Source organism: Dulcicalothrix desertica PCC 7102 (genome assembly GCF_003991905.1).
In the GTDB taxonomy this organism is placed as follows: domain Bacteria; phylum Cyanobacteriota; class Cyanobacteriia; order Cyanobacteriales; family Nostocaceae; genus Dulcicalothrix; species Dulcicalothrix desertica.
The window spans coordinates 422493-439515 of sequence record NZ_RSCL01000003.1 but is presented as its reverse complement, the minus strand read 5'-3'; the positions used below and the strand labels follow the sequence as shown (position 1 = coordinate 439515).

Annotated in this window: 14 protein-coding genes and 2 pseudogenes; 5 read left to right on the top strand and 11 right to left on the bottom strand. The window is 38.3% G+C overall.

Annotated features, from left to right (window positions below; translation table 11 throughout):
• Positions 1 to 145: 145 nt before the first annotated feature.
• Both DSM106972_RS53275 and DSM106972_RS08710 read right to left on the bottom strand, forming a co-directional pair.
• Positions 146 to 729: pseudogene (locus DSM106972_RS53275) on the bottom strand (IS4/Tn5 family transposase DNA-binding protein); the annotation flags it as partial.
• Positions 730 to 936: 207 nt separating this feature from the next.
• A complete protein-coding gene (locus DSM106972_RS08710; RefSeq protein ID WP_127080319.1) occupies positions 937 to 2391 on the bottom strand; it encodes an integrase in 1455 nt (484 codons plus the stop codon).
• Between the two features lie 259 nt (positions 2392 to 2650).
• Between DSM106972_RS08710 and DSM106972_RS08705 the strand changes: the two genes are divergently transcribed.
• Positions 2651 to 3352, top strand: a complete 702-nt coding sequence (locus tag DSM106972_RS08705) for a RodZ family helix-turn-helix domain-containing protein (RefSeq protein WP_127080318.1) — start codon at positions 2651 to 2653, stop codon at positions 3350 to 3352.
• Between the two features lie 143 nt (positions 3353 to 3495).
• Here the strand turns inward: DSM106972_RS08705 and DSM106972_RS08700 are convergent, their stop codons facing one another.
• Both DSM106972_RS08700 and DSM106972_RS08695 read right to left on the bottom strand, forming a co-directional pair.
• Positions 3496 to 3759 (bottom strand): plasmid partition protein ParG, encoded by a 264-nt coding sequence (locus DSM106972_RS08700; RefSeq protein WP_127080317.1) that lies wholly within the window; start codon positions 3757 to 3759, stop codon positions 3496 to 3498.
• A 19-nt stretch (positions 3760 to 3778) separates the two neighbouring features.
• On the bottom strand, positions 3779 to 4381 hold the full coding sequence (locus DSM106972_RS08695; protein WP_127080316.1) for a ParA family protein: 603 nt from the start codon (positions 4379 to 4381) through the stop codon (positions 3779 to 3781).
• Between the two features lie 243 nt (positions 4382 to 4624).
• On the opposite strand from DSM106972_RS08695, the gene DSM106972_RS08690 reads away from it, so the two are divergent.
• Positions 4625 to 4984 carry a four helix bundle protein gene (locus DSM106972_RS08690; RefSeq protein ID WP_127080315.1) on the top strand — a complete coding sequence of 120 codons (360 nt, stop codon included), beginning with the start codon at positions 4625 to 4627 and terminating at the stop codon, positions 4982 to 4984.
• Positions 4985 to 5011: 27 nt separating this feature from the next.
• Positions 5012 to 5461, top strand: coding sequence for a M67 family metallopeptidase (locus DSM106972_RS08685; protein ID WP_127080314.1), 450 nt, complete (start codon positions 5012 to 5014; stop codon positions 5459 to 5461).
• 18 nt (positions 5462 to 5479) lie between these two features.
• Here the strand turns inward: DSM106972_RS08685 and DSM106972_RS08680 are convergent, their stop codons facing one another.
• The 4 genes from DSM106972_RS08680 to DSM106972_RS08665 form a co-directional block, all read right to left on the bottom strand.
• Positions 5480 to 6790, bottom strand: a complete 1311-nt coding sequence (locus tag DSM106972_RS08680) for a sensor histidine kinase (RefSeq protein WP_127080313.1) — start codon at positions 6788 to 6790, stop codon at positions 5480 to 5482.
• Positions 6791 to 6856: 66 nt separating this feature from the next.
• Positions 6857 to 9079 carry an ATP-binding protein gene (locus tag DSM106972_RS08675; RefSeq protein WP_127080312.1) on the bottom strand — a complete coding sequence of 741 codons (2223 nt, stop codon included), beginning with the start codon at positions 9077 to 9079 and terminating at the stop codon, positions 6857 to 6859.
• Positions 9076 to 10119, bottom strand: coding sequence for a phosphate/phosphite/phosphonate ABC transporter substrate-binding protein (gene phnD / locus DSM106972_RS08670; protein ID WP_127080311.1), 1044 nt, complete (start codon positions 10117 to 10119; stop codon positions 9076 to 9078). Before phnD ends, DSM106972_RS08675 begins: the two co-directional genes overlap by 4 nt.
• A 408-nt stretch (positions 10120 to 10527) precedes the next feature.
• A complete protein-coding gene (locus DSM106972_RS08665) occupies positions 10528 to 10809 on the bottom strand; it encodes a hypothetical protein (RefSeq protein WP_127080310.1) in 282 nt (93 codons plus the stop codon).
• 113 nt (positions 10810 to 10922) lie between these two features.
• On the opposite strand from DSM106972_RS08665, the gene DSM106972_RS08660 reads away from it, so the two are divergent.
• Positions 10923 to 13409 (top strand): MBL fold metallo-hydrolase, encoded by a 2487-nt coding sequence (locus DSM106972_RS08660; RefSeq protein WP_127080309.1) that lies wholly within the window; start codon positions 10923 to 10925, stop codon positions 13407 to 13409.
• Here DSM106972_RS08660 and DSM106972_RS08655 read toward each other — a convergent pair.
• Positions 13393 to 13839: a hypothetical protein gene (locus DSM106972_RS08655; RefSeq protein WP_127080308.1), complete on the bottom strand. Its 447-nt coding sequence runs from the start codon at positions 13837 to 13839 to the stop codon at positions 13393 to 13395. The genes DSM106972_RS08660 and DSM106972_RS08655 overlap by 17 nt on opposite strands.
• A gap of 331 nt (positions 13840 to 14170) precedes the next feature.
• Positions 14171 to 15493, bottom strand: a pseudogene (locus tag DSM106972_RS08650) (transposase); the annotation flags it as partial.
• A 332-nt stretch (positions 15494 to 15825) separates the two neighbouring features.
• Between DSM106972_RS08650 and DSM106972_RS08645 the strand changes: the two are divergent.
• On the top strand, positions 15826 to 16413 hold the full coding sequence (locus DSM106972_RS08645; RefSeq protein WP_127080307.1) for a DUF2996 domain-containing protein: 588 nt from the start codon (positions 15826 to 15828) through the stop codon (positions 16411 to 16413).
• A 106-nt stretch (positions 16414 to 16519) separates the two neighbouring features.
• Here the strand turns inward: DSM106972_RS08645 and DSM106972_RS08640 are convergent, their stop codons facing one another.
• Positions 16520 to 17023 carry a TM2 domain-containing protein gene (locus DSM106972_RS08640; protein ID WP_127080306.1) on the bottom strand — a complete coding sequence of 168 codons (504 nt, stop codon included), beginning with the start codon at positions 17021 to 17023 and terminating at the stop codon, positions 16520 to 16522.

The window sequence follows — 17023 nt, the reverse complement described above, 5'->3', positions numbered from 1 at the left end:
GTTCCACGCAGTCCCCGTGTACCTTTTGATATTCTATTAATTCGATTACTCGATCTCGGATTGTTTTTGCGGCACCGATACCGGCATGTTCGTAAAAGCCACATTGAACACAGAAATTTTTCTTTGTCTCGATTTGACTTATGTGAAATAACTCAAAAATATCAGCCTCAGTATCTGCCATTGTTACAACTGTTATTTCTGATGGTACGAACTCTTGTGTTGGCTCTAATCCATCTAACCAACGTTGGCTTTCTTTCTCTTCTATTTTTCGTTTATGTCGTTTTTTCGCTATTCCGCGCATCTTCTATATCTCTAGCCCAAACTTGTTAATTAACTATTCCTAGAGGTATTCCATCTATGCTTGCTGCAAGTGTTGAATGTACTTTTAAGCCAAAGCAATATCTGTTATCTAAATACCCAATTTCTTTTGTTGCTGGATGAGTTGTCAAATCTATACTTGTTGTATCTTGAATCATCAAAACTATATTATGTTCTTTGACTCTTTCCAAAGTCGCTTTAATATGCCCATCTCGTATATCATCAGGTTTAAAGTACGGTGAACTCCAAAAATCATAGGCTGCTGTTGTTGCGGCTACACTTCCACAAGCTTGAGGAACACTGCTAGTTGGTTGTGCTGCCAAGTCTTCTACTATACGCACTCCTACGTTTATTTCGTCGTGCATCTCCTAGGTCTACGTGTTCCAATTCTTTTGATGCCCATTTTTCCATTATCCACCACCCTGATTACTATCTCACTCCAAAACTATACCTAGCAATGCAGGTCAACTACTGTTAAGTAAGTTTTAGCTGGTTGTTAAGTAAGTTTTAGTATTGTTGAGAAAGAACCGGGTAATGGATAGTCTTAAAAGACGGGGTTTTCAGCATATTTTATTATAATTTTGTTGGGCGGGCAGGGATGCCCGCTCCACAAGAGAGTTATGTTAAGAATTCTAGTTGATGTTTGATTAAGATTGATTTTAGGGTTTGGTTTTCGGCTTTTAATGATAAATTTTCGGCTTCTAGTTCTTGGATGCGTTCTTTCATCGCTTCTTTACTGGCGCCAACTCGATGAATTACTACTTCTTTATATATTTCTAGGTTAGCATCTTCGCTCATCCAGCGTTGGTAAGTTTTTGTGTGTTCGTTGACTGTGTGTCCCATGTAATCGGACATTGTTTTGATGGGTACTCTTAAACGGTGTCCACGTATTGCGTATGCATGACGTAGGTCGTAAGGACGAAAGTCTAGTTTTACTGTTCTAAAACGGGTGTGGAGTTTGGCCGTTTGATTTTCTAGAGTACCACCTAGAGCAGGCGCCTTGATATTTTTTAAGTCGAATAGTTCTATCCAGTGTGGGTATAAGGGAGGAACTCCACAGTTACGTTCTCCGGTTTTGGTTCCTTGGGTTAATGCTGGGTTGAGTTTGATGAGGTGGAAGGTGTTTTCGGGGTTTGTAAATGCTTCTAGGTCTACTGCAAATAGTTCGTGTGGTCTTAGTCCGTATGTTGCTAACATTCCATATGCCCACTGCCATTGGTCAGGATATGTAATATTTTCTTTACTAGCATACTGAGAAAGTGGCGCCCCTATTATATTAAATCCTTCAATGATTTCCTCGTCTGTAGGAATTCTTCTAATTGTTGGCGCCGGATTTGGGGTGGCATAAGCGGTAATATTTTTTGCAGCGTCTATACCGCAAAACTCGGAGAATTTTTTGAGTTGCCAGGATAAGTAAAAGCGTGAGGAAGTGTTGGGTTTAGTTTTTTCTAAAGCTGTTTCTATGGCTTCTAGAGTTAAAGGTTCGTTTTGGGGTAATTTATTTAAGTGTCGCAAATAATGACTTTCCCAAGTACGTATCCCTTGACGGTTTCTTTCATGAGTCTTCCAAAACGCTTTTTCATATTCTTCAATTAATTCAGAAATTAGCTTTGGTGCTTTTTCTGTATCTGGAAGTATTTTCTGCGCTTGTTTACCCAGCAACTCAGCAGTCCATTTAAATTGTTTGGTGACTAACAACAAATCTAATTCGCGTGCTTTTGCCACAGCAAGCTTTAAACCAACATCATTTGCTGTAAATCCCAAAGAAATAGTATACTGTTTATTCGGACAACCTTTTTTACCAACGTCTCCCGGTTTACAAGGAAAAGTACCCTGTAATCCAATAGATTTAGAACTGGTTAATTTTAGCTTAACTTTTATTTTTTCTAGTAATAACGCTGAATTAGCAACTTGAACCGAGTGCTTCATGCGTAAATACTCGCGCTCTAATTTAACTGACTCATCTGATAAACCAGCTTTCCATTGCTTCCATTTCGCTGCTGGATATTTATCTATAAGTACATTGTCCCACTCAGCTTGACGAGGTTCGTATGTACTATTATAATTAGACATAGGCTTCACTCATAAACTCAAACTATGGGGTTTATATTATTTGATTGAATGATATAAGGCAAACACACATAAGTATAGCGCGCATGTAAGATAAGGTTATACGGAGTATCGGCGCCAGTACGGGAATTTAAAATAGTTAAAATATTTTTGTCTCCCCCCTTTCTTATTTTCCCGATTGACTGCAAAATTATACGGAAACTTTATCCTCCACACTGAAGTTAAATGTTAACTCCCAAGGCAGCAGGAGAGCGTGCAAATTATGAAAGTTGTAAAAAAACTGATTGTTCCTTTATTTATTGTGACAGTAGTAGCTAGTCTTAGTAGCTGTGCATCGAACCCAAATGAAAAAACGAGTGAAGCACCCGTGACAACTACACCTAGTGTCGCAGCATCACCCACACCCGATATTATCGCAGCAACACCAACTGAAACTCCTACTGTTACTGTAACACCAACGCCAACAAGTGAGGCGCCTTCCGTTACAACAGGTCTTTCCCCATCTCCCTCACCGAGTGCAGCAAAATTACGCGAAAAAACCAAGTTAACCGAAACACCAAATTCTAAAACACTTACTTATAACGCTATTCCCACAGCAACCGAGGCGCCAACAGGAAAAACAGTAGACGTTACCGTATATACTATTGATTCACAGTGCCAAGATTTTGTGCCGAAAAAAACAAGCGTTCCTGCGGATGAACCCGTTGCAGGGGCAGTAGGTAGAGCATTAGAAGGACACAATGACGGAGACTTTAGCTTATCTGGGTATCGTGTCAGTGTTCAAAATGGTACAGCAACAGTAGACTTACGAGTAGCACCCAACTCAAAACGGTCATTAAGTTCGCTCTCAAGTTGTGAAAACTCAGCTATATTTGGCAGTGTCAGTAGAACTTTAACCAGCAACAGTAAATGGAAAATTAGAAACGTCCGCTTCACAGAAAAAGGAGAAGAAGTAGTATTTTAAGAGTGCTGAGTAGAAAGTGCTGGTAGAAAGTGCTGAGTAGAAAGTGCTGAGTGCTGAGATAATTGAGAGTAAAGAACTGACGGGGTGACGAATAAAATTATATAAATAGCAACTCAGCACTCAGAACTCAGCACTCAACACTTTTAACTCTTTAAAAGCCATTGTTCGACTAAATCAGCGATAACATCACTCATTTGTCGGTCTTGAGATAATGCTGCTGCCTTCATTCTTCGATGTAACTGTTTTGGTAAATAAATAGTTGTACGAATATAGTTAGGGTCTGTACTCTTACTCTTTATACCCAATTTGTCTTCTTCTACAATCGATGGGAACTCATCGCGTTGCTTACGACTACGCGCTGCATCAATCAAATCATCAAAACGACTACCCTTCTTTTTTTCACTCATATAGTTATTTATAGTATTCCTATCCGTTACATCCGTTGCAAATTTCTTTCCCTACTTCTACATAGCTTCTCCACGCAATTTTCGCTTTTGGGTCTTTGACTACATTGACTGGCACCCCCTCTAATGCTGCATCTTGAAATACACTGAGGCGCCTTATACTCGTTTTAAACAATGGCACTCCAATACTTTCCAACGTTATACGCGCTTCTTCTCCTGCTTTATTTGGATACGGTGGAACCAATGTTAGTAACACACGATACTTCGCTTTAACTCCTTTTAAGGCGCCAAACATTTGTAAAGTCGCTGCCATAGACATTGCATCCGGTGCTGTGGGAATAACTAGTAAATCACACCCACGCGCTAATGTTTTTAAATCACCCAGTGATGGTCGTGCTGGAGTATCTATAACTATATGCTCATAAAGACTCGCTAAATTTACTCCTTTTTCTTCATCTGCGACTTTAAAAGGTAAACTACCACGATTTGACCAATCTAATGAACAACGATTTAAGTCACCATCTATTAACAACGTATCAGCTTGTGTTTGTAAATACGTTGCTAGGTGCAGTGCTGTCGTTGACTTCCCCACTCCTCCTTTAAAGGACGCTACTGTCACAATCATACATTTTCAGTATTTCTACGGCAAATATACCAGATTCGGCGCCTGTATATATAGATGTTTAGACATTTAAATGGCAAGAAAATTAAAATATTAATAAAACATCAAATAAACTTATAGTTTATATAAACAAAATTTAATACTTCCTTTAGATTATTCCCAAATATTTTCATTATAGAAAAAAGCGTAAATATTTGTTATGATTTTGAGACAATTCTAAGAATAGACAAATATTTTATAAACCACATGACCGACTTTCGAGAAATCAAAGAATGGGAAAAAGCCCATGAGTTAACAGTTGCTGTCTATCAAGCGACACGAGAGTTTCCAGAAGTGGAAATTTTGGGTTTGACGCAGCAAATACGTTTAGCTTGTTCTGCTATTCCAATTAAAATTGCTCAGGGATATGATAGGGAAGATTATGAAGAAAAGATTAATTATTTGGAATTAGCAAGCGATAATGCTACAGAAGTTCAATACTTTCTTTTACTCAGTTACGAGTTACAAATGTTACCTATTGAAGATTATGACCGTTTGGTAAGTAAAGCTGTGGAGGTGAGAGCAGCGATAGATGAGTTAATTACAAAATTCAATAATAAATTTTAGGATGTAATATTTTTTACTAAACTCCACATGATACAACTTACTACCTCACATTTACAAATTATTTACAACCATGCAGAAGGCGCCTATCCTGAAGAGTGTTGTGGTATTTTACTTGGTATAGCTTCGGGGAGTAATAAGGAATGTGTCACAGTTATTACAACAAAGAATGTTTGGAATACGGAAGAAGAACCGACTATATTTACAAATCAAGAAGGGAGTCGTAATAGTAGGTATACAATTTCGCCTAGGGATTTAATGGTAGCACAAAAGCAAGCACGAGAGGAGTCGTTAAATATTATCGGCATATTTCATTCACACGTTGATAATTTAGCAGTTCCTTCTGAGTTTGACCGTGAATATGCTTGGCACTCATATTCGTATATTATAGTTTCTGTTTATGATGGAAAATCTAGGGATATAAGAAGTTGGTGTTTAGACGAAAAGTATGGATTTCAGGAAGAAGTTGTTCAGTATTAAATCTACTTAAATAAATTGTTATTTTGAGTTTAAATACAATAGTCGAACCGGAATTTCAATAATAAACTCAGTACCTTGTCCTAATACTGACTGGCAATAAAGTTTGCCACCATGTTTTTCTGTAACAATTTTATAGCTAATAGAAAGCCCTAATCCAGTTCCTTTACCGATTGGTTTTGTCGTGAAGAAGGGATCGAAGAGTTTGGAGCGAATATTTTCCTGAATACCAAAACCATTGTCTGCAATGTGAATAGCAATAGTGTGATTGGATAATTGGTGAGTTCGTAGGGTGATAATACTAGGATTTAATGAAATTTGTTTAGGACTATATTGTAAATACTGTTCTTCCAAGGCATCAATAGCGTTGCTAAGAATATTCATGAATACCTGATTGATTTGACTAGGATAACATTCTATAAGGGGAAGCTGTTCATAATCTCGCACGATTTGAATGCTAGGTTGGTTTGATTTGTTTTTAAGGCGATGTTGCAAAATTAGTAGGGTGCTTTCAAGCCCTTCATGAATATCCACAAGTTTACATTCTGATTCATCTAGGCGGGAGAAGTTTCTTAGAGAAAGGACGATTTTACAAATACGCTCGCAGCCTAATTTCATCGAATCGATCAGTTTAGGCAAGTCTTCTTCTAAATATTCTATATCTACCTCTTTCATCCATGCTTGAATTTTAGGATGGGGCTGAGGGTGACATTCCTGGTATAATTTAATAAAAGTCATTATATCGCGAATATGTTCTTCGGCAGGAGGAAGATTTCCACTGATAAAATTAACAGGATTGTTAATTTCATGTGCCACACCTGCCACTAGTTGACCAAGAGAGGACATTTTTTCGCTTTGTATAAGATGTGCTTGGGTTTGTTTGAGATTATCTAATGTCTGAGATAGTTCATAAGTACGTTTTTCTAGTGTTTTTTGGGTACTACTGAGTTGCAAATGGACTCGAATTCGCGCTAGTGCTTCTTCATGCTGGATGGGTTTTGTAATATAATCCACGGCGCCTAAGCTCAAGCCTTTGACCTTATCCACCGTGTCAGAAAGTGCCGTCATGAAAATCACAGGAATATCGTTAGTGGCAGAGTTACCTTTAAGCCGTTGACAAGTTTCAAACCCGTCTATTCCTGGCATCATCACATCTAACAAAATAATATCAGGATGGAAGGACTGAAGACGTTGCAAAGCAGCTTCACCACTTTTGGCAATTGCAACCCGATAACCAATCTCACTTAATAAGTCAAACAACACTTGAATATTGGTGGGATTATCATCTACAACTAAAATTGTTCCAGTTGGAGTTGATTGAGTATTAGACATGTGTATTCTCCTAAAAAATAATTATAAAAAGTAGAGATTTGTCAGATTCAATTTTGCGTAGCGTTATTAAATATATGGTTTCAGCAAATTAAGAATTGCTTCGTCGTCAAATTTCTGACTCAGTTCTAATAGTTTGTTGGCAAAGGGCGTATACTGGGGATTAAATTGTTTTAAGCGATTAGCTTCCTGCTGAATATCTGCCATAAACCCGTCCTGAGCGGCTTGGTAGAGAATTGTCAATTCTTCAGTTGGCGGCACTAAATAAGCTGCCTCATCAGAAACAATGGTGCTAGTTGCAGTGGCTTCGGGTGTAGTTTCATAAGTCCACTTCAACTCCAAGTATTTTTGTAACTCACTCAGCAATCCGGTAAATTCAATTGGTTTAGGAAAAAAGGCATTGCAACCAGCGTCTAGTGCTTCTTGCATCTCTACCTGAGATAAACTAGCGGAGGATGCAATAATTGGGGTTTTGACAAAATCTGACAATTGACGCAGGCGCCGAGTCATTTCTAGGCCAGTCATTTGAGACATTATTACGTCAGTAATAATTAAATCGGGACGCATCTCAATAGCTTTGTCGAGTCCCTGAAGACCATCCTCAGCTTCTGCTAATTTAAAACCAAGAGGAGCAAGCATTCCTATCACCACAGCACGGTTTTCGACACGATCATCAATCACCAAAATTTTCTGCCGTTCCCCTTGATAACCTATGACTTTTTGGTGAATAGTCGTAGATTGGGCAAGCCAATCAGCAGCGCTAGGTAACTCAACTTCAAACCAAAAGATGCTACCCTGACCTAATGTACTTTTAACCTGAATGGAACTGCCCATCATTTGAACAATTTGTTGACTGATAGCTAGCCCCAACCCAGTTCCTTCGCTGTTACGATCTCGCTTACCTGCTTGCTCAAAGGGTAAAAAAATGGCTTCTTGTTTTTCGGCAGGAATACCAATACCCGTATCTTGAATTTGAAAACGAAGGCGTGTGGATAAAATATTTTCCTGTTCCTTATTATTCTCCACGGCATCAACTGTAAATCTCACGCTGCCAAAGTCAGTAAATTTTATAGCATTACTCAGAAGATTGAGCAATACCTGCCGCAAGCGTTTGTCATCGGCACAAACAGCAATGGGCAAATTTTCACCCAATTCGTAATAAAATTCGACACCCTTTTGTTCGGCTTTGATACGGCATATTTCTACAGTGGTAGTAAGAAAATTGTTTAAATGGAAGTCCTGAGAATAAAGCTCCATCTTTTGTACTTCCAGTTTAGACAAATCCAAAATATCGTTGATTAGTGTCAGCAAATGGGAGCCGCACTGATGAATAACGCCCAGTCCCTTTTGCTGTTTTTCAGTGGTGGCAGGGTCGCGTTGCAAAATTTGAGCATAGCCCAAGATGCCATTTAGGGGAGTGCGGAGTTCGTGGTTCATGTTGGCGAGAAACTCGCTTTTGGTTCGGTTAGCGACCTCAGCGGCTTCTTTGGCAACCTGAAGTTCCGCAAGTTTTTGTTCCAGAATAGTTTGAGCTTGATTCAAATTGTCTGCCATCTGGTTAAATGACAGAGACACCTGCTCAATTTCGTCGTTGGTGCGGATGTTGAGACGATAGGCTAAGTTACCCACCCCAACTTCTGTAGCTCCTTTCTGAAGTTCTTTGAGGGATTGAATCATCGGGCGCAACACCAGCCAGAACACCCCCAATACCATCACAATTAAAAGAGCAATGGTGGCGTAGGAAATGCTGATGGCGATTGTCCGTACCTGTTCTAGCTCTTGTGTGGCTTGCTTGGCCTGCTGCAAAGCCTGCTGCTCTACTTTATCTAGAAAAAAGTTAATATCCCGCCCAAACCCGTTAATAGCCCGGAAGTCTTGTTGAAGTTCTGCTATTGTTGCTGGCGACTCCTCAACGCCTTCTTGGCTAATCGACTCAATTAAATTTTCTTCGAGCCGTTCAAAAATTTCAGACCTCTGATAGATGTATTTAATATCTGGAGTATATCCTAGAGATTTTAACTCATCGAGTAGTACATCAAGATCGGCATCAGCTTCATCTTCTTTTTGTAAATCCAAATCCCGAAACAAAATGTGGTCTTTCAATTCTAAAATTTCTAAATGAAGTTGGTTTTGCGTCAGGGTAGCTAGTTCAATCCTTCGTTTAGCCTGATTGTATTTTTCTAGAGTGATAGATTCGATGTGATTGCGCCATAGGGTAGTACCGCCAAAAAGCAAAGCGATTGCCCCTACCAATGATGCTGCGATTGCCACAAACTTGATAGAGATTTTCATTGGGCACTCTCCTGTTTTACCAAATTAAGTTGATGTCGCAATTGCCCAAAAGAATTATAGTCCTCACTTTCCACCAGAGTGTATCCGGCAGTCTCGGCGCCCATTAAGTCTTGAATTCCTGGGGGAGTGGTGAGAAAAGCTTCCTTCAGTTTTTCAATAAGGGAAGGGGGCAAATTTTGAGAAACCAACACAGAAGCATGGGGAACTGGTGTAGACTCCCACAACAGTCTGGAATCTTGAGAGGTTAGCTTGCCCTGTTGTTTCCACTTATTATAAGAAGCAAGATTAGTAGCGATGGCATGAACACCATTTTTACCCAGCAATGCCTCAGTTTGCTCATGGGTGCCACCAAAAAGCACCTGGGCAAAATCTCGTTCTGGGTCAATTCCTAGTTGTCTGAGTGCTGCCAAGGGCATAAGATAGCCCGATGTCGAAGAGCGGTTAACAAAAGCCACACGTTTACCCTTCAAGTCTGCCAAGGTTTTGATTGGGCTGTTTGCAGCTACAATGATGCAGGAACGATACCAAGGGCGAGCAGTATATTGGTCGATAGGAGCCACGAGGGGTTTGACTTTTACCCCTCGCTCCAAGGCTTCAAAGTACGAGACAACTCCAACGTAAGCGGCATTGGCTCGTCCATCTACCAACATGTCCACACTATCTTTGTAATCTTTAGCAATCAGAAAATCGACCCTCTGACCCAGTACTTTCTCTAGGTGGGCATCCAGAGGGGCAATTATCTGTTCTTGCTGGGCTTTATTTTGAGTGGGTTGTACACTGATGCGTAAAGCAAAAGATTCCACGGAATTAGATAACGTGGTAGTTGAGTCAGACTTAGATGGCTTACTGGCTTGTTCTTTGATACAACCTGTGGTTAAGGCAAGGGTGATTGTGCAGATTGCGAATCCTACAATGCGGTAGAGTGGAAACAATGTCTGTAACGTATTAGCCTTAGTCTTTCTAAGAAAAAACTCTTGAGATAAGATAACGAGTAATAAGTTCGGAGATTGTTTTAAAAAAGAAATTAAATGTACAAGCATGAATATTCTTTGGTCACAAGACTTGCAAGTATAAGAGTAAGAGTAATAGCACAAAATTAACGTTTTAGTATAAATTTAAATTTATTCGTATTATTTTTACACTTTTAAACAAACATTGCTTAAAATGAGAAACAATGACAATCTCAATGCGTACAATTTATTGGAGTATTTCATAGTCAATTAATAAAAAGTGATAGAAGACATAATACATATATTGTAATACTTAGAATTAGAGCGATCTTGGGTAAAATTACGCATTAAATGGCTAAATTCTTTCTTATTTGGGAGATTTGACTCTAATATAGGCACTTTATATCACACAGACTTGGCGCCAAAATTTTGCTTAAGTATAATTACTTAGAAAAATCGGAAAAATTTGCGCTTCAACGCTTATTGGCTATTTATTGGCTATTCAAAGAAGATATTGACGTATTCTTTTGCGTCAAAACCTGTCTGCTCACCCGTTTTCATGAAGTGTTCGAGTTCCATTTGAAAGTGTTCTATTTCAAAATCTGATAAGTCTATGGGTTTTGCTTGTAATGGTGGCTTTTTAACTATGCGCGCTTGATATGTGTTTAAATCTATATCAACAAGATTGGATACGGCGCCTTGTTGTAATAATTTTAAATATTCTTGTTTTGGTAAACTCCAGTAAGAACCAAGTTGAATTACATAAAATCGACGAGCCATAGTATATTAGGTGAATAAAAAGAAAGAAACCAGACTTCGCTATTGATGTCAGGTTTCTTTTTTCTAAGTTAGAAGTTTTTAGTGGTTAGATTATATTACTTTTTAGAATTTTTATGGCAGATACTCAACAAAACTTAACAACAGAAATATTTTGCTGTTTAGAAGGAAGCATTGAAAACCAATGTTTGACAACCATAACTGGTGAAATCCTTAAAATAAAGGGCAATAGTGAGTTTTCTGGTGCAGGTATTTGGATATGTATTCCTGCTACCGACTCGAATGGTACTGTAGTGAGTGTTTCAATTATTTCTCAAGTAGAGTCAGCACAACAGTCTTATTGTATTGGCAGAGTCACACAAGTCGCTAAACGTGGCACTATTTTAGTTAAGGTATCAAATAGCTGTAAAGTTACTTTTACTACTGCACAAATTTTACACGTCAGTAGTATTTATCGATTGGACTTTGAGTTCATCTCTGGAAAGTTATATGTAACTACAGCAACTAAATTTGATTCCGATTACCAAAATCAAACAGTGTCGGTACCGTTACCAGAGGAAGTTGTGGAACCTGTGGCAATTCCTGCTCTAGTTACTACAGCTACTACAGCTACTACAGTGGCTACGCCGAAAACACTAGAAAAAGTATGGCGTGAAAAATTAGAACCGTTGATATTAGAGAGAATACCTGGAATAAAAATTTCTGAATTTAATGTGTACACAGGGGTTTTGGAGTGGGAAGGTACGGTACAAGAGAAAAGGTATCGAGTTCAGGGTACTGTTGGGTCTACTTCTTTACTTATTTACGAGTTGGGGTCTTATCAGCAACCAGCATTGGGTGATGATAGTGATATAGATGATGATGATTTTGATGATGAAGATGAAGACGAAGAGGAAAATGAAGACGATATATTAAGGGTTACACCTCTGGGCGCCGCGCGTTCGATAGGTGCCTCGTGTTTTAAAGTAGAAATAGGAAAGTACGAAATAGTGCTGGATGCGGGGACTCGGCCGAAAGGGGATAATCCGTTACCAGCGTTTGAATTGCTGAAAAACCCTAATCTTATATTAATCACACACGCGCACTCCGACCATATCGGCGCCTTACCTGTGTTACATCGTATGTTCAAAGCGACACCGATGATTTGTACTCCAGGTACTCGGTCGATAGCACGGGTAATGTTGGAAGATTGTTTGAAGGTAAATTTAAAGAATGAAGACTTTGAACCGTTATTTGAAGAGCAAGATTTGTACCAAACGCTTTTACACCTGGAAACTCAACCTATTGGTGTAGAATTTGAACCATTGCCAGGTTTAACCGTCAAGTTTATCAATGCTGGACATATTGTAGGCGCCGCTTGTATTTATTTAAAGTATGGCAATCGTAGTTTAGTATATACAGGAGACTATAATATTGCCAATAGTCGAACTACGGTGGGACTAAAATTAGCTGATTTACCCACTGCTGATATTTTAATCACAGAAGCAACTTATGGTGCCGCAATTCACCCAAGTCGCAAACAGCAAGAAACCGAGTTAGTGCAAGCAGTTTGGAATGTAGTTGCCAAAGGTGGTAATGTGTTGATTCCCGCTTTTGCTCTCGGACGTGCCCAAGAAATTATTTTACTACTCAAAACCAGCGCTTTATTCACGAATAGTAATATTCCCATCTTTGTAGATGGGTTGGTGAGAAAGATTACTGATGTATTCAATGATAATTTAGATTTGTTACCCGAAGCGGTTAGTAACTTTGCTGCAAATTGTCGTATTCCACCGTTCTGTGATGGAAAAAAGGTGATTTTTGTTACTGATACTAAGGAACGTCCATTTGCAATGGTTCAACCTAGTGTAATTATTGCCTCTTCTGGAATGCTGACCGGTGGTGCCTCAGTTTATTATGCCAAATCTTTGTTAGAAAGAGATGATGCGGCTATTTTTATGAGTGGGTATACCGACGAAGAATCACCGGGACGATTATTACAAAGTATGAAGTCGGGTGAAGTTGTGACGATGGATGGGGTGGACTATACAGTAAAAGCGGAAATTCGTAAATTTAATTTATCTGCTCATACCGACCGGATTGGTATAGGACAAGTTATTGCTAAAGTGGCGCCGCGTCATTTAATTTTAATACATGGAATGCCCGATAGTCTTTACGATTTAGCACGAACCGATTTACAAAAAAATCATGTTGTGCATATTCCATCTTGTGGGGAGACTATAGAATATGGAGTGTTTCCAGACTTTTTGAGTCAAAAACGGCAAGTAGAAATAGAACACCCCAAAGAGGTAGAATTAGAAATTGTAGCAGAACATGACGGCGCCTGGATTCGTATACCTCAAGAAGTAGTAGATACAGACCCTCGTTGGCAAACTTTATCACAAGTAGGTATTATTCGAGCCAAATGGCATCGAGATAGTTTAATGTTACTACCAATAACAAAGAAACAAATACCGAAGAAACCACCAATGATAACTGCTGGTAACTGCTGTGCAAGATGTAAATACTTCGATGGTAGTTTATGTTTAATGCCAGAAAGTATATTTCATAACCGTCAAATTGCCCCTGAAGGTAGTTGTCCTGAATTTACTCTAAGTCCTTGAAAAAGGTGGCAATTTCTTGTTCAAATTTATCGCAAGCTAAGAGTAAATTTTTAATGATGACTTGAAAGTTTTCAATATCCATCGTGTCAATTTGAGCATTGTGCATGATGGATACTACTTGTCTTCCTTCAATATCTTCCAAACACCAAAACCCGATTTTATGCTTACTGTTTTCCATCAACAACATTGTAGACATCCACCCAGGAACGTTGTCTGTGCTATTATAGTAAATAGCGCTGGGGACAGAGAATTCTAAAGTAGTTTCAAAGCGTATAATAAAAAGAACTTGCGTGCTACCTGATTGCATTTGAAATCGAATGATAGCTCGTCTATCATTAATATCTCCAATTTTCCATCCAAGTTGATTACAATAAAATTGAATTAATGCGCGAAACTGGTCATCATAAAATGAATCGATGTTCGCTATCATGATGTATATATTCCTTTAATTGCTAGCAACAAATAAAATCTTATAAACCGGGTTTCTTCGTTACAATATTGTTATAAAAAGACAATTTGTCTGCGAAAATGAATGCACAGGAACCGGGTTTCTTTTCATATTTATTGTAACTATAGACTTAAGTAAATGTAGTGATTAATAATACACTTAAATTGAGGAATTGTAGCTTGAAAAATATACAAGAAAATTTATTATTAAAAGCACATATAAATTAATTTTCTCTCTGTGTCCCTGTGGGAAAAGGTCAATTTGAACAACTAGATAATCTTGTTGGTTCTTGCGTACGGTTCTTCCGTACTTAACGTGCTGAATTAAGATTATAGTGCCAAGAAAGTAAAGCTCTAATTTCAAAATTACGAAAATTTTTAAAGCCAAACCCACTTCTTTTTATTAACTTCAATTTATTATTAATTCCTTCTACAACTCCATTAGTAGTTTTTCTATCAAAGTATCCTGCTACTTCTCCAAACCACCGTTTAATTGTATTAACACTTTTTTGATAATAAGGTTCAGCTTTTTTTAACCAATCGAGTAGCCCTAATATTCCTGTTCCTGAGTCTTCAGTCGTATCAAAGAAATTACGGAATTCTTCTTTCAATGAATGCATTATTGCTATTAAAGGAGATGCTTCTCTAATTGTATCTAACTTTATTTTTTGTTTATCAGTTAGATTATCTTCTGCTTTTAAAATTGTATATTTGTTCCCTTTTAAACTATCAAATACTTTTTCTCTCGATTCAACATTTAATTCCAACGCTGCTTTTTTTTCTGCTATTCTAGCTTGGTTTAGCTCTTCATGTATTATTTTTGTAACATGGAATCTATCCACTGTGACAACGGCGTTTGGGCAAATCTTATCAATTAAACTTTTATAATTCCCGGTCACGGGTCTCTCCAAAAAAAAATGGGGCAGCCTTCAGAACGAGATATCTCGTGATACCCAAAATCTTAATAACAAGGCTGCCCCATTTTTCCAGGTGGAATGCAACGTCATATCCATACTCACTTCTTCTCGGAGTTCTAGAACTACTTCTCCCCACTTTCTCATAACATTTTCTATATCAGCTTGTTTTCTTTCTTTAACTAACCCTATTAATTTTCCTGTATCTATATCTACAAGCACAACAATAAATTTTCCTTGACCTTTAACTAAACTTATTTCATCTATTCCTAACCTTACCAAATTACTAACATTTATTGGCAACAAATTTTTAACTATATCTTCAAGCATCGAATAAACTTCTTCATCGCTTAATCCATTATTTTTGGCTACATTACTTACATCACTATGAATAAGCTGTTTAACAATATTTTCCGCATATCGATGCGTATGCTTTTTTCTTGCTCCAACAAAATCAAGTTCTTCATTAAATGTTTTACGGCATTTTTTGCATTTAAATCTTCGTCTATTTATATTCAATATAACTTCCTTGTCTCCCATCGGTAAATTTTTAATTAAGTAATTTTGATTTTGGTGTAGATGGTCTGACTTTTTACCGCACTGTGGACATACTGCACTTTTAGTCTTTTTAGTTACTGATAAAATTAAGGTTTCACCCTCTTGTAGACTGGATTCTACTACTACGTCAGGCAAATTTAACAGCTCGGTCAAAACCCTCTTCATAACTGATTTTACTGAAATAAAAAATAATTATTATAATATTTTAGCACGTAAAGTACGGAAGAGCCATGCATAGAGAGTTATCGGTAAAATGATTGTTTCGGCTACTTTAGACGAATTTACTGGACTATGGTCTCGCTTTTAAGCGGCGCCACTATGTGCTTGGAGCGTTTAATTACCATCTATAGATTTAAGTTAATCCCGTTGTTGATTGTAATCAATCGGTTTCGCTGTGCTATGTCAAAATAGGGATGATGACTTCAAGGTGAGCTAGCTCTTGTCTTCGTAAGAGAATTGCTCGAATCTTCTATATATATAAGGATTAACTGCGAGCTATGGCAGAAGAAAATAATCAAAACCAACCAGAGGACAAGGTTCCTGGTCTTGACTCACCCGAAACGACTAATATCCCTACAGCTAATGCTCCAGACCCTGATGCTGTAAGTGGAGATAACCCAAACGCTTCTAAACCCCCTGCGGCAAAAAAAGAGAAAGCAAGTGGTGATGCTCCAGCAGGAGAGAAAAAACCTGCTGCTAAAAAAGAAAAAGCTCCTGCAGTTGAAGATAAGCCATTTTTGGAATTTATGGAACAAGATTATGTTCCAGCGTTACAAAAAGCTATTGCAACCGAGGGAGTACGTGATTTATCACTTAAGTTTGCCAAGCAACCAATTCCACTCAAGGGTATACAGTTAGGTGAGTGCTGGCAAGTTGCAGGTAGCTGGCAAAATGGTTATCGTCAGTTCAATTTATATTTCCCTGAAGAAAATATTCAAGGTAAGAAGGCTTTTTCTTGTAACGAAGGTAAGGCGCCGAGTACACTTGAATCATTTTTAATCGATGAGCGTAAAGTCACGCTTGATATGTTGGTATCAAGATTGGTTTATCGCTTGAATGGTCAAAAGTGGTTGGGTAGAAATTAGGAACTTCCAATAATTTATCTTGTGGAATAACCTTGTGGAATGGGCATCCTTGCCCGTTCCAATTGTAAATGGCGGTTCGGGATGCCCGCTCCACAAGAAGTTATTTTTATGCAATTTCATGAAAGTGGTAGGTAACGGCGCCTGTATGATGGTCGTTATCAACTCTCACATAACCAGATTTAAGCATTTCTTTTAACACTGCTTCAATTTCTGCAAATCCTAATCCGGTAGCTTTTACTGCTTGGGTAACGGTAACTTTACCTTCATTCTTCTCTGCTGCATCAATAAGTTTTACCATTAGTTGTTGTTGAGGTACTTGGTAAACTTGGGATGCGACAACCGACTGATTCATCGGTACTCCATAAGGAGATAAACCTGCTTTGAGACGCATTTGCATTTCACGCTCTGCTACCATATCTGGCATTAAGAACAAATCAACTACTTGCCCTACTCCAAATAATCCTCCGGTAATTAACCACAAAATACCACTACCAATTTTGCCGTTATAGAGTCGGTGTAGTCCACCAAAACCTAGTAGCATTCCTGCGGCAAAAATGTAGGACATAAATAAGCGGTCTTTGGATTTTTCCTGTAGAGTTTCTGCGTTCAT